The sequence below is a fragment of the Bifidobacterium mellis genome, assembly GCF_000967265.1.
GTDB lineage: Bacteria > Actinomycetota > Actinomycetes > Actinomycetales > Bifidobacteriaceae > Bombiscardovia > Bombiscardovia mellis.
This window is the reverse complement of sequence record NZ_KQ033885.1, coordinates 947,662-966,554: the sequence shown is the minus strand read 5'-3', so window position 1 is coordinate 966,554 and position 18,893 is coordinate 947,662. Positions and strand designations below refer to the sequence as shown.

General features: G+C 53.0%; 14 protein-coding genes and 1 pseudogene. 10 read left to right on the top strand and 5 right to left on the bottom strand.

Annotated features, from left to right (window positions below):
- From JF70_RS04250 to metF, 4 genes are all read left to right on the top strand, one after another.
- Nucleotides 1-1,134, top strand: a complete 1,134-nt coding sequence (locus JF70_RS04250) for a tRNA (adenine-N1)-methyltransferase (protein WP_045935407.1) — start codon at nt 1-3, stop codon at nt 1,132-1,134.
- 80 nt (nt 1,135-1,214) lie between these two features.
- A complete protein-coding gene (locus JF70_RS04245; RefSeq protein ID WP_045935406.1) occupies nt 1,215-1,775 on the top strand; it encodes a SixA phosphatase family protein in 561 nt (186 codons plus the stop codon).
- A 178-nt stretch (nt 1,776-1,953) separates the two neighbouring features.
- Nucleotides 1,954-4,290, top strand: a complete 2,337-nt coding sequence (gene metE / locus JF70_RS04240) for a 5-methyltetrahydropteroyltriglutamate--homocysteine S-methyltransferase (protein ID WP_045935405.1) — start codon at nt 1,954-1,956, stop codon at nt 4,288-4,290.
- On the top strand, nt 4,283-5,164 hold the full coding sequence (gene metF, locus JF70_RS04235; protein WP_045935404.1) for a methylenetetrahydrofolate reductase [NAD(P)H]: 882 nt from the start codon (nt 4,283-4,285) through the stop codon (nt 5,162-5,164). The genes metE and metF overlap by 8 nt, the downstream gene beginning before the upstream one ends.
- A 29-nt stretch (nt 5,165-5,193) precedes the next feature.
- On the opposite strand, the gene JF70_RS08735 is transcribed toward metF, so the two are convergent.
- The 3 genes and pseudogenes from JF70_RS08735 to JF70_RS09330 all read right to left on the bottom strand — a co-directional run.
- The gene (locus JF70_RS08735; protein WP_082069390.1) at nt 5,194-6,987 is read right to left on the bottom strand and encodes a sialate O-acetylesterase; all 1,794 of its coding nucleotides are present in this window, start codon (nt 6,985-6,987) and stop codon (nt 5,194-5,196) included.
- A 14-nt stretch (nt 6,988-7,001) separates the two neighbouring features.
- A complete protein-coding gene (locus JF70_RS08730; protein WP_231578924.1) occupies nt 7,002-7,880 on the bottom strand; it encodes a GDSL-type esterase/lipase family protein in 879 nt (292 codons plus the stop codon).
- Between the two features lie 18 nt (nt 7,881-7,898).
- Nucleotides 7,899-8,078: pseudogene (locus JF70_RS09330) on the bottom strand (electron transporter RnfD); the annotation flags it as partial.
- Nucleotides 8,079-8,626: 548 nt separating this feature from the next.
- Here JF70_RS09330 and JF70_RS04230 point away from each other — a divergent pair.
- From JF70_RS04230 to JF70_RS04210, 5 genes are all read left to right on the top strand, one after another.
- On the top strand, nt 8,627-10,030 hold the full coding sequence (locus JF70_RS04230; RefSeq protein ID WP_045935403.1) for an ABC transporter substrate-binding protein: 1,404 nt from the start codon (nt 8,627-8,629) through the stop codon (nt 10,028-10,030).
- A gap of 75 nt (nt 10,031-10,105) precedes the next feature.
- On the top strand, nt 10,106-11,164 hold the full coding sequence (locus JF70_RS04225; protein ID WP_045936120.1) for a carbohydrate ABC transporter permease: 1,059 nt from the start codon (nt 10,106-10,108) through the stop codon (nt 11,162-11,164).
- Nucleotides 11,164-12,057 (top strand): carbohydrate ABC transporter permease, encoded by an 894-nt coding sequence (locus JF70_RS04220; RefSeq protein ID WP_231578839.1) that lies wholly within the window; start codon nt 11,164-11,166, stop codon nt 12,055-12,057. Before JF70_RS04225 ends, JF70_RS04220 begins: the two co-directional genes overlap by 1 nt.
- A 122-nt stretch (nt 12,058-12,179) precedes the next feature.
- The gene (locus JF70_RS04215) at nt 12,180-14,891 is read left to right on the top strand and encodes a glycoside hydrolase family 2 protein (RefSeq protein ID WP_082069389.1); all 2,712 of its coding nucleotides are present in this window, start codon (nt 12,180-12,182) and stop codon (nt 14,889-14,891) included.
- Between the two features lie 98 nt (nt 14,892-14,989).
- Nucleotides 14,990-16,021: a LacI family DNA-binding transcriptional regulator gene (locus JF70_RS04210; protein WP_045935402.1), complete on the top strand. Its 1,032-nt coding sequence runs from the start codon at nt 14,990-14,992 to the stop codon at nt 16,019-16,021.
- A 43-nt stretch (nt 16,022-16,064) separates the two neighbouring features.
- Here the strand turns inward: JF70_RS04210 and JF70_RS04205 are convergent, their stop codons facing one another.
- Nucleotides 16,065-16,652 (bottom strand): DUF624 domain-containing protein, encoded by a 588-nt coding sequence (locus JF70_RS04205; RefSeq protein ID WP_231578922.1) that lies wholly within the window; start codon nt 16,650-16,652, stop codon nt 16,065-16,067.
- A 46-nt stretch (nt 16,653-16,698) separates the two neighbouring features.
- Nucleotides 16,699-17,469, bottom strand: a complete 771-nt coding sequence (locus JF70_RS04200) for a hypothetical protein (protein WP_045935400.1) — start codon at nt 17,467-17,469, stop codon at nt 16,699-16,701.
- 219 nt (nt 17,470-17,688) lie between these two features.
- Here JF70_RS04200 and JF70_RS08725 point away from each other — a divergent pair, with 219 nt between their 5' ends.
- Nucleotides 17,689-18,858, top strand: a complete 1,170-nt coding sequence (locus JF70_RS08725) for a glycoside hydrolase family 26 protein (RefSeq protein WP_082069387.1) — start codon at nt 17,689-17,691, stop codon at nt 18,856-18,858.
- Nucleotides 18,859-18,893 lie beyond the last annotated feature (35 nt).

The window sequence follows — 18,893 nt, the reverse complement described above, 5'->3', positions numbered from 1 at the left end:
ATGAGCCTTAGACGCGGTCCGCTGAGCGTAGGGGAGCGGGTCCAGCTGACCGACAGGCGTGGCCGCAAGCTGACGGTCATGCTGGAACCAGGCGGCCTGACCCAGACCGACCATGGCCTCCTGCCGCACGAGGCCATGATCGGTCTGCCCGAGGGGTCCGTGGTCGTCACGATTTCTGCTGACAAATGGCGGCGGATGCGCCACAAGCAGGATGCCGGCACAGACACGGAGGCACCTGACAGGGCCAAACCCTGGAAGTCCTCGCGAAGCATAGGGGGATGGGCCTTCACCGTCATGCGCCCCCGTCTGGAGGACTACATACTCTCCATGCCACGCGGCGCCCAGATCATGTACCCCAAGGACGTAGCCAGGGTCATCCTCCTGGGCGACATCCGTCCCGGCATGAGGGTGCTGGAGTCGGGAGCCGGCTCAGGGGCCATGAGTCTGGGCCTGCTGGATGCCATCGGCACGGAGGGGAAGCTGACCAGCATCGAGCGACGGGAAGAGTTCGCACGGGTGGCCATGGGCAACGCCACGGTCTTCTTTGGACAGCGCCCTGCCCAGTGGGACCTGCGTACCGGCGACTTCGATACCGTTGCCGCCGACCTGCCCAAGGACGGATTCGACCGTATTGTTCTGGACATGCTGGACCCTTGGAACCGTCTGGAGCAGGCCTACCGGGTCATGGCCCCCGGCGGCGTGCTGACCGCCTACGTGACCACCACCACCCAGTTGAGCCGATTGGCCGAGGCCCTGCGCGCCGACGGGCGGTGGACCGAGCCTGAGATCATGGAGAGCCTGGAGCGCTCCTGGAAGGCCGACGGCCTGGCGGTCCGACCCGAGCATGAGATGATCGGGCACACCGGCTTCCTCTTGACCAGCAGGGCCATGGCTCCCGGCCAGCAGGCTCTGCGCAAGCACGTCCGGGCGACCAAGGATTACCAGACCGACGTGGATCAGGGCCGGTCATCAGCCAAGAGCAGCGGCTTGGGTCATGAGCGGGAGATGGTGGACCTGGAGGATCTCGAGGATTTGGAGCTGCGCCGTGTCTCCGATCGCAAGCTGCGCAAGGTCTTGCGTGACCTGGACCATCAGGTGCGCACTCTGCAGGGCGGACAGGATCAGGAAGACTGATCACCCATGACCGGCGTATCCACTGGGCTCTGTCATAATGGGAAGGGCGACTGATGAGATCGTCGGGAAAGGAAGTATGAATGGGTTTGCGAAAGGGTCTGAAGGCCGAGGACCTGCGGCGGTGCAGCCGAACCCTCATGCTCATGCGTCACGCCAAGACCGAACGCCAGGGGTCACAGGGCGATCGTAGCCGCCAGCTGACCGATCGGGGCCAGAAACAGGCCCGGATCATGGGCCGTGGATTGACCGCTTTGGGCCTGGTGCCTGACCGCATCATCTGCTCGGGCGCACCCCGGGCCCGTCAGACCCTGGACGCCATGCTCAAGCCCTTGGGGGACGGACCGCGTGTGGATTACCGGGAATCCCTCTATGAATCCGGGATGCAGGCGGTCTTCGACGAGCTGGCGCAGACCGAGGACCGTGACCGCCGGGTCCTCATCCTGGGTCATGAGCCCACCATGTCTATCTGCTCACAATGGCTGGCCGAGGACAACTCCGATCCCGACCTTCTGGACCTGCTCAATCTTGGACTGCCCCCGGCCACCATGGTTCTGCTGGGCTCCGAGCGGCCCTTGACCGACTGGGGGACCCACCAGGCCCGTTTGCTTGGCATTCTGGGCCCCCAGGATCTTGAAGACTGACCGGCAGAACAAGCCGTTGACAATCCTCCTTAGGCAGTCTTAGCGACCAGTAATCCCGTGGCTGTTGTCATGTCGTTATCGATTCAGGTTATGGCGACACCTTATTTGCACCAATTACCCGCCTCCCCCCGCCGCTGATAGGCTGACCAAAGACATCAGGACGAAACTGGGAGGTTTCATGGCAGCGATTACATCCGTGTCCGGATTCCCGCGCATTGGCGCACACCGCGAACTCAAGAGGGCCATCGAGGGCTATTGGAAGGGCGAACGGAATCTGGACGAGGTCCGGCGCACGGCCGCCGATCTGCGGGCCAGGCACTGGCAGCTTCAGCAGCAGGCCGGCGTCGACCTTATTCCCGTCAACGATTTCAGCTACTACGACCAGGTCCTGGACACGTCCATCCTCCTGGGCGTCGTACCCGGGCGCTATCGGAAGCTGGGACTGGGCCCCGAGGACACCCTCTTCGCCATGGGCCGCGGCTACCAGGGGGAGCAGGGTGATGTGACCGCCCTGCCCATGAAGAAGTGGTTCACCACCAACTACCACTATCTGGTGCCCGAGATCGACCAGGATACCAAAATCGCCCTGGAAGGCGACAAGCCGTTCAAGGAGTTCCAGGAGGCACGCGAGCAGGGCATCGCCGCCAAGCCGGTGCTGATCGGCCCCTACACCTTCCTCAAGCTGGCACGCGGCCCCCAGGGCGAGCTGCTGGATCCTGACCCGGCACTGGTCCAGGACCTGGCCAAGGCCTATGCGACCATACTGGAGCGGTTCATCGGCCTTGGCGCCGACTGGATACAGCTGGACGAGCCCTATCTGGTCCTGGACAAGGAACCGAGCGACCAGGACCTCTTCGATACCCTCTATGGGCCCATTCTCAAGGCCCGCCAGAGCGGTCAGAGTAAGGTCCGTATCCTGCTCAACACCTACTTCGGCCATATTGGCGACTGCTATGCCCGGCTGGCTGACCTGGGCTTCGACGGCATCGGCCTGGATCTGGTCGAGGGCAGGGATGAGAACCTGGCCGCCCTCAAGGAGCACGGCGTGCCGGAGGGAACCACCATCTTCGCCGGCCTGGTCAACGGCCGCAATATCTGGCGTAACGACTACGCAGTCAGCCTGGGCCTGCTGGATGCCCTGCACCAGGTGACCCCGAACGTGGTGGTGTCCACCGCATGTTCACTGCTGCACGTGCCCTATACCGTGGCCGACGAGGACGGGTTGGATGCCGACACCGTGCGCCCTCACTTCGCCTTTGCCCTGGAGAAGCTGGGCGAGCTGCACGACCTGGCCCAGTTGGCCGATGCCGACGAGGACCAGCGCCGCTCCAGCAAGGCCCTTGCCGACAACCAGAAGCTCTTCGACGGCAGCCGCGTCCAGCCCGACCCGCAGGTGCAACAGCGCCTGGCCGGCCTTAAGGACGAGGACTTTGTACGCACCCCGGCCCGGCCCGAACGCCAGAGAATCCAGGCCCAGGAGCTGGGTCTGCCCCTGCTGCCCACCACCACCATCGGCTCCTTCCCCCAGACCGCCGAGGTCCGCGCCGAGCGTGCCCGCCTGCGCAAGAAGGAGATCAGCCAGGAGGACTACGACGACTTCATCGCCCGCAAGATCGACCAGGTCATCGACCACCAGGAGCAGATCGGCCTGGATGTGCTGGTCCACGGCGAGTTCGAGCGCAACGACATGGTCGAGTACTTCGGCCAGAACCTCAAGGGCTACCTCTTCACCCGGAATGCCTGGGTCCAGTCCTATGGCACCCGCTGCGTCAAGCCTCCCATCGTCTGGGGGGACATCTCCCGCGCCCGGCCCATCACCGTGCGCTGGTCCTCTTATGCACAGTCCCGCACCAAGCATGTGGTCAAGGGGATGCTGACCGGTCCGGTGACCATTCTCAACTGGTCCTGGCCCCGCGAGGACATCGATCACAAGCAGCAGACCCGCCAGCTGGCCCTGGCCATCCGAGACGAGGTCCTGGACCTGGAGGCCGCGGGCATCCGGATCATCCAGATTGACGAGGCCGCCCTGCGCGAGAAGCTGCCGCTGCGGCGCTCCGACTGGCACAGCCGATACCTGGACTGGGCCATCCCCGCCTTCCGGCTGGTGCATTCCGGCGTCAAACCCACTACCCAAATTCACACCCACATGTGCTACTCGGAGTTCAACGACATCATCAAGGACATTGATGCCATGGACGCCGATGTGATCTCCTTCGAAGCCTCCCGCTCCGACCTGACCGTCCTGGATGCCATCCAGGAGGCCAGGTTCGAGACCGAGGCGGGCCCCGGAGTCTACGACATCCACTCGCCGCGCATCCCCTCCACAGAGGAGATCGTGGACCGGATCCACGCCATCCTCAAGAAGCTGGACGCGGCCAAGGTCTGGATCAACCCCGACTGCGGATTGAAGACCCGAGGCGACAAGGAGACCTGGCCCAGCCTGGAGCACATGGTGGCCGCCGCCCATCAGGTGCGTGCGGAACTATCGTCCAGTCAGGAGTCGGATCATGCATGAGCCTATCTTTTCCCTGGAGGTCTTTCCCCCCAAGCGTGATGCCCCGGTGGGCACCATCTACGACACCCTGGATGGGCTGGAAGGGCTGATGCCCGACTTCATCTCGGTGACCTATGGGACAGGTCGGCGCTCGGACCGCACAGCCACGGCCCGCATAGCCAAGACCATCCATACCGAGTACGGCATCCCTGCCGTGGCTCACTTGACGGCCCAGTATGCGGACCGCGAGGTGATCGACCAGGCCCTGGACATGTTCGATGACGCAGGGGTGGCAGCGGTGCTGGCCCTGCGCGGCGACAGCGTGGAAGGCCGTGAGCCTGCCGGAGTCTTCGACCACGCCAGCGACCTGGCTGCCTACATCCGGTCCCGTCGGCCCAACCTGTCGATATACGGAGCCTGTTATCCGGAGACCCATCCGGAGGCCGCCTCGCCCGAGGAGGATATTGAGAATCTGAAAATCAAGGTCGATTCCGGCGTGGACCATCTGGTTTCGCAGCTCTTCTACGACAACGCCGATTTTCTGGACTTTCTGGACCGGGCCCGGGCAGCCGGCATCCAGGTGCCCATCGAGGCCGGCATCATGCCCATCACCAACGAGGGCCAGGTCCGGCACATGAGCGAGGTCTGCAAGGCGCGGATCCCGGCGGCGGTTGAATCCATCCTGGAGCGCTGGGGCGACGACCGGGCCAGCCTGCGCGAGGCGGGCATCATCTACGCCTCACAGCAGATCGCCGACCTGGTGGCCCATGGGGTGGACGGCATCCACCTCTACTCCATGAACCACTCCGGCGTCACCAGGCGCATCTGGCACAACGTCCGCCACCTCTTCCATCAGGCGGGGGCCAAGGAGGAGGCGGCAGACCCTAAGCTGTGATGAATTCCTTCTATTGAAGTCGCCTTGGTCTATTCATCAGCTACAGATATTGCCTTAAAAAAGGGCGGAGCAGGAAGGTCGGCATCATTCATCAATGGTGCCGGCCCCCATCCATGCCAGGCGTAACGAAGCCATCGTGGATTTCTGACCTTGTTCAATGGCAATATGATGATTCTGCGGTCGTCTTGTCTGCAGATTGGTCGACGGGATTGCCCTAATGGCAGGCAGGATTGCTTTCCTGAAAACGGTAGAATCTTCGCCGCAACCGGATAAAATCGGCCATCAGGTCCTGCCACTTCAAAACCAGATTCTCCTGCCTCTCTCCAATCAGAGGGATGAGCAATCTCAGCATGCCGCAACCCTGGAATGGTCGCACTAAAGCGCATACCAGCAGCGTGAACCATGGTCAGAGACAGATGGACTGGATCAATTTTTCTCGGCGTGAGTGGACTCGGCCCATTTATCGGTAGTGCCTGTTGACCGTACACCCAATGAAGGGCATGAACTGCCAAACGCTCACCTGGAGTGCGCTTGTCCTTCGGATGCAGGTTATGTTCCTCTCCGCAATCAATCAAACAAATTGTATGCACAGCACTCCTGGCCTGACTCATTGACAATTGCGCTTTTCTGATACAAGGCCAATCGGAGTCTGTTACTGTTTGATCTTCACTTTGTGAGGGCGACCACTGGGGCAATTGGACGATAAAGAACGGCAGCTTTTTCTGCGCAGCACTATCAGATGTGCTTATCGTATGATCCGGTAGCTGCCATAACAACCTCCATCGGTCTATAAGCAATCCAAGCAAAGTTTGGTAAGTCGAGCTAAATGGCCCATCTTCTTCTCCCTGGTACCAAAGGATACCTGCCAGAGCATAGGGGGCTATCCGTTCAAGCATAGAGGAGAAAGCCCCTGTTGGACGATATTTAGAATGCCGGGTCATTGGGGGCGGCCACGGGCATTGGCCGCATGCCGAGGTGATCTCTTCGTCTGATATCCCGGGATATGCCTGCCGTATTCCCGATACCCGTTTGTTCCACGAATCAAAGCTTGATTGCCACGATTCGGCTTGAGCTTCCAGCTCTTCGTCAGTGCGACCCGATACAGTCCTACTGAAACGATCCAGATAGTCCTGGCCTTCCGGACAGAATCGCAAGGTTTCTTGATCAAGCCAGACGGCTATTGAAGTACCGCCTATATAGCAATCGATGATTCCCACTGCGGTCTTTGAAGAGAGACTCTTGCGAAGCTTGTGGGCAAAGTAGTAGGCCACTGCAGACATTTGTCCGCTTGTTTTCGGATCGCAGCAGTTCCAACATGCCTGGGCTTCTGCCTGCCTGTCAATACGACCAGTCTGAGGAACCTGATAAAACCTCATCAATGGGTCTTGGCTTTCAGCGACAACAGTTGCTCCGTCGGCGCTATCCGCCAGGTTGAATGCCATATTGCTCTGACCCGAAGCCAGCCATACTTCACCAATCATCAGATTCTTCAGATTAACGCATTCTTTTTCAGTGCGAACGGAGAGGCTGTACGGCCCACCAGAGTGGCATGGTGGAAGAACGCCCAGCCATTTTCCGCCGGTTTCGACCCGACAGGTTGCGCTGATTGATCCGCTCAATCGATCCGAATTGGTCGGAGTTAATTCAATGTGGACTGTGTCTTCCGGGCAAGCCCTTCCGAAAATCGGGATTGGTTTGGAACTTTGGAGGACTGCACCATCAGTGAAGATGGCAGCAAGCTGTAATTTATGATGGTTGAAGTCGGTTGCAGACACTTTCCATCCCTTCGGATCACTTGTATTTTTGTAATGCTCGTTTGTCATCAGAGCCTTTTCTGTCACCAAATTCTGCTGCCCAAATCCTGAATAAAAGCCGCAAGCTCATCAGCCATTTCCTGCTGTTCGCTTATACGCGGATGACCGCTTGTGGCAATGCCATTGCGACGATATACAAGATGATGAATACAAGATCGGCCTAACTCGCGGCACGTCTCCTCAATGGCCCGGTCCCAATGCTCATTGTGGGCCAGGACGGATGTAGCGGTTATGATTTGTGCTCGAGGATAAATCTCCATAAGAGTCCGAAGAAACTTTGCATAGCTCCGCCGCCAATGTTCAGCCTGCGATCCTGAGTAGTCTTGAGCCATGAAATCTCTTGGATGAGCATCATTCTGGCCGAGGGCGACGATTACCACCTGCGGTTGGTATTGTGAAAAATCCCAGGGTCTGCAAGGACCGATAAACGAATTGTATTCAATTTTATTCCAGATACTCTCCATGCCAATGGATTGTGGTGCCTGGAACCAGCCAATGCCATCAAGCAGAGCGGCCCCGCCCTGTGAAACGTCATGGAGCTGTGCCCCCAGCGATCTTGCTGCAATAGCGGCGAAGGAATACCAAGCATTGCTATATGAACTAAGATCTGCTGATGGATCCTCGCGGCCTGCATACAGGCTGGCTTCATTGCGCTCTCCGCAAGCGATTGAATCTCCGAAGACCTCCATTCGTCGTTTTGACGGCTGTTCTTTATCAGGATACAGTTTTGCTGATTGTTCAAGCATGATTCCGGTTAACTTAAGATAATGCTGTCCATCCTGACGCTTGAATATTACTGCTTCATGCTCGATGTCAGGCAGGTTGTCAGCTATGGTTACTTCTACCGAATATGGCGATACAGCTGAATCAGACCAGACAAAATCTTGATCTGCGACAGGCACGTTCCTTTGTGAACGACAATGCACGAGGTCTATTCGATATTCAAATCCGTCTATAAATGCACCTAGACAGCTGGTTCCATATTGGCGTGCGTTTATCAGCCGGACACCAAGGTACTTTCCGGTGAATCTGAATCTGACCTGCGTATAGGGAAAGACCCATAATGGGCACTGATCAGCCTTCCAGTCAACCCTGCCCATGTATGTTAAAGACTTGTTTGCTGGCTTTATAAGTCGAAGTGTGTTCGCCTCGTTTGGCTTCGCATAGCTATCACTCAATGACAACGCCTCTCATCCCAACGCCATTCGACGATGACAGACAGCAACCGTCGTGTTCGTCTCGAGGTCGAACGGCATGCAACCTCACTGTTTGTGTTTATCAATTAAATAATAACTGAACCGATTCATTGTAGCAAAATGCAATAAGGTAGGATCGCCGGTATTTATAACTGAATGCCAGGAAATGAACGGCTGGATGTTATCACTGTTTACCCCATATTGCAGCGATTTTGCTGGGGATGATTTTAGAGTGCGTAATAACCGAGCAAAAAGCAGGTTTGCAGAAATGAACTTAACCGGTTGACAAAAAGACCATGGGTTGCTATTTTGTCAAGTATCGACTCCATTCATGTGATTCAGGAATGAATCGATGCTGAACTATTTCCAATAAGGCCAATAGGTGGCCTTTATCGGAACCGCTCAAAATGTCGCATAAGTGAATATCAGTGGATTTCAACGAGGAGATTTCAATGAAGAATGCACGCAAGTTGATTGCAGTAGCCATGGCCGGCTTATGTTTTTGGCCCTTGTCCGGATGCGGAGGAAACGGAGCTGATGATTCAAATGCCCAAGCGACAAAACTGAATTACTCATCCATCAAACTCGGTACTACCGGAAAGGATATTCACACCAAAATCAAGCTTTTCAATCACAAAACAGACATGTCTGTTGATACTTATCCTGGGAAAAACTGGAAGCAGTACGTCGCTGATTTCAACAAGCTGTATCCAAACATCTCCGTTGAAGTTGAAACCGATACCAATTATGCCGGCGATGCCTTAACGAGGCTGCAGGGCAAGGATTGGGGCGACATGATGATGATACCTGCAGTGGATCGTTCTGATCTGAGTACATATTTCCTACCCTTTGGCACCCAAGAGGAGATGTCAAAGTTGATTCGTTGGTCCAGTGCATCTGAATATGGCGGGAAAGTATATGGCGTACCGAGCAATGGAAACGGTCTGGGGATCGTCTACAACAAACGAATCTTCAAAGAAGCTGGGGTTAGTGAGAATCCAAAAACGCCTCAGGAATTTATTCAGGCCCTGAAAGCTATCAAAGAGAAGACAAAGGCTATACCACTTTATACTAATTATGCCGCGGGTTGGACCATGGCAGCTTGGGACGGATACATTGGCGTCAATGCCACTGGAGATGGGCGTTATATGAACCAGAAGCTGTTGCACACCAAAAATCCGTTCTCTGATCCGGGAGATGACACTCACGCTTACAATGTTTATAAGATTCTTTATGATGCTGTTTCAGACGGCTTGACCGAAGATGATTATTCTACGACCGACTGGGAGTCAAGCAAAGCCAAAATCAACAGAGGCGAGATAGCCACAATGGTTCTAGGTGCCTGGGCGGTTTCACAATGCAAGAATGCTGCAGACCATCCGGACGATATCGGTTATATGCCATTCCCGATCAGCGTCAAAAACAAGCAATACACCGTTTCTGCCGGGGATTATGCATACGGCATCAATAGCCATGTGTCCAAGACTCGCCAAGAGGCATCCATGATCTTCATCAAATGGATGACCGAGCTTTCCGGCTTTGCCAAGAACGAGGGAGGCATACCTACAGCGCAATCTGACAAGAGCATGCCTGATGCCTACAAGGAATTCGCTGATGTTCGTTTTGTCGAGGACCAGCCAGCTGTCAAAGGCGAAGAGGACCTGTTCAATACTTTGAATTCTGACTCGGAGCTCGCTGTTAATGCGGGCGGCAATGCGCGAATTCAAGCCATTGTTGAGCATGCTTCCAAGCATGACAAACCATACAATGACCTGGTCAAGGATTGGAATTCCAAGTGGAATGATGCTCTGGAGACAGAAGGTATCGAAGCGCAGTATGACACAGCAGGCAAGTAAGTATCCATGCTGATCAAGAGGCTGCCGACGGCACTTTACCGTCGGCAGTCCGGACAGATCGAGGAAGAAGGAGTTATGACAGCAACAATGGTTGGATCTTCGCTGTCTCCTGAAGTTCCGGACAACAAGCGGCCCTTTGATTGGCGAAAAGGCATCATTATCGTGGCCTTTTGCGCCATTCCATTGACGCTTCTTGTTGTTTTCACTTATCTGCCTTTCGGGCAAATGGTTGGATTCAGTTTCTATCGCATGAAATATATTGGTGTCCCCCATTGGGTCGGATTGCAGAATTATCGCCAGATTGTGACAAGGCCGGACATACTGCCCTCTCTGAAACTGAGCTTATATTACATGGCGGGGTCAGTACTTCATATTTCACTGGCATTGTATCTTGCAACCATACTGAGTTTTCGGGTACGATGCGGCAATCTTTTTAAGGGTTTGTTCTTCTTTCCTTACCTGATCAATGGAATAGCTGTCGGTTTTATATTTAAATTCTTCTATACGAGGGGTTTCATATTCGACAGCGTGCTTCAATGGTGCGGTTTCAGCCTGAACAGCCTGCCTTATTGGCTTAAGGATCAGTCCATCAACAACTGGTCATTGGTGGGCGCCTCCGTGTGGCGATATATGGGCCAAACCATGATTCTGTTCATAGGAGCCATCATGTCGATTGACCAGTCGCTCTATGAGGCTGCCGAAATAGATGGGGCCAATAAGTTTCAGCAATTTCTACATATAATTCTTCCGAGCATCAAAACGATCCTGGTTCTGAATGTTGTGCTGTCGGTTACTGGAGCCCTAAGTGTTTTTGAGATTCCATTCGTTATAACCACTGGGGCCAACGGCACAGGAAGTTATTTCGTTCTTATGGACCGCATAGCACATACAAATCAAAAAGTAGGTTTGGCTTCGGCTATGGCTGTCGTCTTGTTGATTGTCATTTTGATATTCGCACTTTTACAGCAGATCCTATTCAAATTCCTTTTCCGCAATCAGGATGATGGCGTTAAAGCAGCGAAAAGGCGTGCCCGGCGTGCCAAGCGTCAAAGGAATCGCATCGCTGCGGGCAAGGCACCACTGCTTGCAAATGGTAGAAGACAGAGGGCTTACAGCCTGGAACGGGGGCAGTGATGCAGACGAAAAAGATGACCGCGACCATCGGCAAACTAGGCCGATCCCGAGCGAATCCACCGGTCCTCAAGGATGCCGTCTTCAATGTGCTCAAATATGCAATACTGATATTCCTGGCTTTCTGGTTTATGCTGCCTTTGATAAGCTGTGTGATCACCGCGGCCAAGACAGATAAGGAATACGCCACAACCACAGTTACGCAGTTGCCAAAGAACTGGTTCAATATACAAAGCTATATCAATGCTTTTAATCTCTCCAATATGGGTAACGCCTTTAAGAACTCGTTTATTATTCTTGTGGTCGTTTTAGTCTGTACTACCTTGATTGGCACGCAGCTTGCCTACGTTCTAAGCAGATTCACTTTTCCAGGCAATACTCTTATCAGAGGGCTGTTTACTGTGGCTGCTCTCTTGCCCGGCATTGCAATGCAGGTGGCCTTGTATAAAATGATGGTTGGCATGCACGCAGTCAATTCGCTGTGGGGATACATCATCATGTCGATGGGCACTGATGTGATCTCCATATACGTTTTTATACAGTATTTTGAGAATATTCCAATTTCTTTGGATGAATCCGCGATAGTGGATGGTGCTTCATATTTCACCGTCTACTCAAAGATCCTGTTGCCGTTGCTTAAGCCTGCAATCGTTACCTGCGTCATTCTGAAAGGTGTTGGGGTCTATAACGAGTATTATGCTGCAAACTTGTATCTGCAAAGTGCGCATTTGAAGACCGTTGCCATAGCGCTGTATACTTTCACTGGTCCGCAGGGGAGCAAATACAATCTTATCTGCGCAGGAGTGATTCTGACTCTGCTTCCGATGCTTGTGTTGTTCCTGCTTTTCCAAAAGCAGATATACACCGGTATAGCAGCTGGAGCAGTCAAGGAGTAAATCACTCTCCCTGACAAAACATAGATGTTGATGCAGAGGCGACGAGATCAATTTACTTGTGCCTCGGTTATGAATATTTCAGTGGCCGGGTATAAACCGGCTAGCCGTGGAAAAGGAAAATAATGACGTCTGGACAGTTGCACTCATCAGGTGATTCTGCGCGTTTCCTATCACTCGACAAAGATTGGATCGTGCGGGCACTCAATCCCGAAAAGGCTCCGACCAATCTTCGAGAAAGACTCCGTGAGGGTCTTCCTGCAGAAGTACCGGGGGAGGTTACCCTGGACCTTCTGAGGGCGGGGCTGATACCCGATCCATTTGATGGCGACAATGAGCGGATGCAACAGTGGATTGGCGATATTGATTGGCAATACACATGTCAATTCGTATGGCATGAAGATGGTCAGCAATGTCATGACTTGGTGGCTTACGGGTTAGACACCGTGGCTTTGGTGCAACTCAATGGCCGTTTGCTGGGGACCGGCAGGAATTTCCATTGCGTCTACCGATGGAATGTTGACGGTTTTCTGCAACAAGGTATAAATACGTTGGTCGTTACTCTGAATTCGCCTGTTCGAGAGTCTGAAAAGCGCGAAAGGCTTATCGGGTATTATCCGCATACGGAGCATCACGCATTCAATCAACTGCGCAAGCCGGCTTTCCAATTTGGATGGGATTGGGGCATTGATGTGGCCGGAGTTGGTATATGGAGGCCAATCGGCATTGATTCTTGGTCACAGACAAGAATCCGAGCCGTGCGTCCGTCCATTCAGGTGCAGGATGATGGCACCGGCGTTGCTGAGGTTCATGTGGATCTCGACTGGGCTGGACTTTCTACGTCTCTGTCAGACAAGCAACCGCCTTCGGAGAATGTTCCGATGGAATATCAACTGACGGTTGAAGGTCATGGGACGAGAAAGGCTGTGGGGGGAACCATTGCCTATGGAGTTTCTGAACTGGTTTCGACTTTGAAGGTTCCTGAAGCCATGCTGTGGTGGCCACGCGGGTACGGGGAACAGCCTCTATACGATCTGTGTGTGCGTGTCGGAACGGCCGAATGGAAGGGAAGAATCGGCTTTCGTACGGTTACGGTGGATACCAGGGCAGATAAGAATGGACGTCCTTTCCGCTTATATATCAACGGGCTTCCAATTCACGCAAGAGGATTCAATTGGGTACCTCTGGATGCATTTATTTCCCGGGCGGATTCACCGGCATATCGAGCACGATTCCAAGATCTTGTCGAATCAAACGCCAACATGGTCAGAGCATGGGGAGGCGGCATTTACGAAACAGATGAATTTTACGATTTAGCAGATGAGTATGGAATCCTGGTCTGGCAGGATTTCGCTTTTGCATGCGCTGCATATCCAGAAACAGCCGAAATGCGGCAAGAAGTCGAAACTGAGGCAATACAGCAGATAAGCAGATTATGCCCGCATCCGAGTCTGGTTGTATGGAATGGTTCTAATGAAAACTATGTCGCATATGCGCAATGGGGTGGTTTCAAACAGGCCTTGAACGACGATCAAGAACCGAAGAACGCATACGGCTATGGCGAAAAGGGGTGGGGAAATTATTACTATTCTACGCTACTGCCCAAACTGCTGAAGAGACTGGATAATACTCGGGTTTATCTACCAAGTTCTCCCATGAGTTTCACTCCGTTTGTGGACGCCAATGCCGATACGGATGGCACTATGCATATCTGGGATGTATGGAACAATGCTGATTACCATCGATACCGCGCTTATCGTCCTCGTTTCGCTGATGAATTTGGATACCAAGCCCCTCCTGCCTGGAGCACTTTGATGAGAGTAATCCACGATCCTCAGCCTGGGCCGTCCTCTCCTCAGATGTTGGCCCACCAAAAAGCCTCGTCCGGTAATGAAAAACTGGCAAAGGGCATGCGGTCCCATTTGACTCCAGGACAATTTGATGACATCGCTTACGATTCGGATGGCTCACGAAATTGGTTAATCCCCAGTGACCGTTGGAGTGATCTGGAGGATTGGCACTGGGCCTGCCAGTTGCAACAAGGGCAGGCAATTCGTTACGGGCTGGAACATATGAGGTCATTGGAACCGCTTAATGCTGGAACCTTGATTTGGCAGCTCAACGATGATTGGCCGGTTATTTCCTGGTCGGCGATAGACTACGACGGCCATAAAAAGCCACTTTGGTTTGTGGCGCGCTCATGCTTCGCGCCCTGCCTTGCGACAATTCAGCCCTGGACTTCCGATCAGAGGCTACAGGATCGGAGCTGGGAGGGTTCCCAGGTGGATCCAGACAGCCTCGCTCTCGTGCTGATCAACGACAGCATCTGTGACCGCCATATGACTTGGAAGGTTGAACGACGTACCTTAGGGGGAACTGTATTAGCGCAGCAGGTTTTTCACGTCGATTCAGAACGGTTGAGTAAAAGGACCCTCTTGCTGAACGACGAAGTGGCAACCTGCTCCGATCCATATAATGAGCTGCTTGTGGCTGCGCCGAATGGTCAGGAGTGCTGTGATACGACATTTGCCAGAACCGTTTACGACTTTGCTGAAGTGATCGATCAGCGTTTGAATCCCAATCCTCTATCAGTAGAGGCAAAAACGTGCACAGATGGATATCTTTTGAAGATTACGGCCAATGCGTACGCTCGCGATATCTTCTGCATGGTTGACAAAATTGATTCTTCAGCTTCCATCGATGGTGGAATGGTGTCTTTGCTCCCGGGAGAAAGTCTGAACTGGCATATAGCTTCGCGAAAGAAAGTGGATCCCCGGGTTTTCGTCCAAAAACGTGTGCTGTGTTGCGCCAATGATTTGCGAGAATGCCATCGGTGAATCTTGGGCTACTAGAATAGCTTCGTACGTGCTGCATTAAGTGCACGGGTCTGCATTCGCCCTCCTTTCCAAACTATGCATTGACGGGAGAACAGAGCATGGTATTGCCGAAGTCGAAAGTGACTATTTCTGATGTGGCCCACGAGGCTGGCGTCTCCAACAGTGCTGTCTCCTATGCTCTCAACGGCAAACCTGGTGTTTCAAGCAAAACACGGCGAAAGGTATTGGACGTAGCCGAACATCTCGGATGGCGGCCTAACAGCGCGGCCAAGGCGCTTTCCGATGCCAAGACCCACAATGTGGGACTCGTGCTTACGTACGATACCGGTATCCTTTCAGTCGAGTCCTACACAATGGAACTTATCGCCGGGTTGACGACAGAGCTGGAGAAGAAGGGTTATTCCTTATTATTGCGATCCTCGCAAAGTCGGCAACAGGAGGTGGCTATTCTCAAAGAATGGATCAGTGCCGGTGCAGTTGACGCCACGTTGATCATGAACCTGGAGCTGGGCGACCCACGGATGGCTTTATTCAAGCGTCACCCTGATATGCCTGTGCTGGCTTTGTGCGATGTCTCAATTGCCGATGGGTTGCCGTCTTTGTCTGACGATGCTCAGAGTGCGGCTCATCTTATTGTTGATTATTTGCATGAAATAGGTCATCGCAAGATTGCAAGAATAGCTGGACCCGAGACTTTGGAGCATACTTTCATCAGAGATAATGCCTTTGTCGAGGAAGTAGCGGAATTAGGTTTGCAGTATAGTTGTTTTCACACTGATTATTCGCCTGATGAAGCACGAGCAAGCACGAAACGATTCTTGCAATTACCTGAAAGGCCGACTGCCATCGTTTATGACAGCGATGTAATGGCGCTTTCTTCGCTCAAGACCATTGCGGACATGGGGCTGCGCATCCCTGACGACCTTTCGGTGATTTCATGGAACAATTCCTTTATGTGCGAGGTCGGCCTGCCTAGTATCACAGCACTGGACCGCGACGTTGTGGCACGAGGTCGGAAAGCAGCTCAAATGATGCTGGCTTTGATTGCCGGAGACACAGTCCGTTCTCAAAGAGAGGATGATAGCAGTCTCATTTTCCGCCAGTCGAGTGGCCCCCTGAGAATCCACTGACTCTTTAGACACAAGACTGGTCATTCAATCACATGTTCTACGATTATGGTGCAGGTCGAGGAGCAACCCGGAGTAAAATTGCATTCGTAATATACGCTGTGACACTTGTTCCCGCAATGCTCCATACAATCCCAATGACAGGAAGCGCGTCAGGTGCAACGATCACGAGTATCAGGGGCAATAGCTTCAAAGCGGTTATTGCGCATGCATATAAGGGATGCAGCAAGGCCAGCCGCGCTGATGCTGTTATCAGTTGCATAGCCTTTGCGTCGCTCCGAGCGGCTAGCGGAAACACGAATGAACCAGCCGCCATTAACACAAAAGAAGTTGTCGCAACGATGCCGTAAGCCAGTGAAGACAAATCAGAGCCAATCATCCCGTTGGAAAAATACCATAGGTCAAAGCCGGTCAAAAAGACTAGGGATGCCATCACGATTGTCAATTTGAATGACCGTAACTTATTTTTAATCAGGCCACGGAAGAAGTGTCTGATCATATGGCTTCCGCGGCCAGTTTGAAGTTGGTCGATCTGGGTGTACAAGGCTGTGTCGGCTGCACCTATGGTAACCAGGGGTATACAGGATATGATCCAGCAAATATTGAGTATAGCTAAGTCTCCGAGGGCTGACATTACGGTATTATACGGGCTGTCCTGTCGAAACATAGATGCCATCGGTTCACCTTCCACACGCAAACTTCGCGAACCGTGCAGCATCATGCATGTGAGGACTATTCACTGCCAGTCCAATGACTGCTTGATCAGACGATGCGCTGTTTGGCCTTTGCAAATCCGTGCTTTTCGCTTTCTTTTTCTGGTGTGGTTGCCAGCGCTGATTTTGAATGGAATCGCACATTAAACCATAAGGCTTTACCGGGCCTTTGTTCATTGAGGCTTCTGCGTCGTCGTCCTGGCCGTCATCTGTTGGACCGGGCAAAAGCGCTTGTTTGCCAAACTGCTTATCCGGGAAAATTTGGCTCAAGTCACTCATATATCCATAACTGGCCAACCGAGCGAAGGTGCTCTTTGGTGCAATGATCACATCGACAGTACCGGCACTGAGCATGGTCTGAAGTTTAGGAAGACCATCACGCGAACAATCAAACCCGTCATCGACAACCAAACCGGAATTATCATCTGCTTTCATATGCAGGGTCATTGCTGCTTGCGAGCTCATTTCATCTGCTTCTGCACTCTCTATGGGATGATCAACAAGAGCTACGTATAGCTTGGGGCCGGGAGCCGGGTTCAGAATGTGCATGATCAGCCAGATCAACAAGCAGCATATGGTGATAATCGCGATAATTAGAATCAAAAAATGATCGACAAAGTAAGACCAGCGTTTTTTCCCTGAAAGCGATTGCAAAACGGCGATCCGGCCTCCAGTCCTCACTCGAGACGATGCCAAGGCATCCACAGCTTTGGAACGGTGCTCTTTCGGCGCAGTCAATGCAATCCTCCTTTCTGTAGCTTCTCAGGAGTCACGTCAGACTCAGCAATAAGAAGTCAAATAGGTAAATCACTGATTACGATGCTATATTTCAGTATAACTGAACCGATTCATCTGTGCGACTTTGCCATAGTTGGATGTCTGTTCTTGTTATGACCTTAGTCATGGCGTCGGTTCAGAGGCTCTAATCGATAAAGCAACTGCCTGGAAAGAGGAGATATGCATCATATAGGGTCGCCCATCGATAGCCATCCAACCGATCAATTACTAAGTCTGTACTCGCGTTTAAGGCGATTGACCGGGAAGAAAACAATGCTCGGCCACCAGGACACTACACTATGCCGACGCATGCACGAATGCGACAGTGATGTTGCGACTCTTACGGGAGCATACCCCGCCATTTGGGGGTTTGATCTGGGGCGTATTGAATTGGGTTGGGAAAAGAATATCGATGATGTTTCTTTTGCCCATATTCATCAAGAGGTTTTGCATGCAAACAATATCGGTGCAATTCCCACCCTCACATGGCACTCGGTAAACCCGGTCACCGGCGGTGGATACGGTAGCAATATAGCTCCAGGCTCTGTTCGTGCAGTGCTGCCGGGAGGCAATTGCCATGGGCGCTTTCTTGACTGGCTTGACCGTGTGGCTACGATGCTCAACTCTTTGACCGATGACGACAACTTACCGATTCCTGTGGTGTTTAGGCCTTTTCATGAGCACAATGGCACCTGGTTCTGGTGGTCCCTCGGTTCCCCCATGCAAGCAACTGACACCTCAGAAGAGGAGTTCAGGCAATTATGGCGAATGAGTATTGATTATTTGAGGAATAGCTGTGGTATTCACCATGTGCTGTATGCCTATTCCCCGGATCGCAGTAGAATAGACCTAACCAATAAAGCTGCTATGACAGAGGAATATCTGTACGGGTATCCGGGAGACGACTATGTCGATGTGCTCGGAATCGACGATTATTGGGACATGGATCAGCATCCTTCAAGCAAAAGTCCAACAAAGCAGCATGAGGAGCTTATTACTATGCTCACCCTGGTCGGACGTCTCGCCGAAGAGCGGGGAAAGCTTGCGGCTGCTACGGAAATCGGTTCTCCAGGAGCTTTTGCCTCAAGACTTAACAATGGAAGAGATGGGGAAGATCTATATGATTCCCGTCCTTGGACAGGCTATCTGCTTTCCGCCTTGGAAGCGAATCAGTTCACTACTCGAATGCTATGGTGCCTTCCATGGCGTAATTCCTTGGAAGCGGAGGGCACGGGTGCTTATGGAACACCTTCGGCTGATTCTCCTTACGCACAGGATTTTATCGATTTTGCGGGAAACCAGCGCATCGTTGTTGTTAAAGAATCGACAAAATCGCCAGCTGACGAATAAGCCATTATTCATACAAACGCGGAATTGCCATGCTG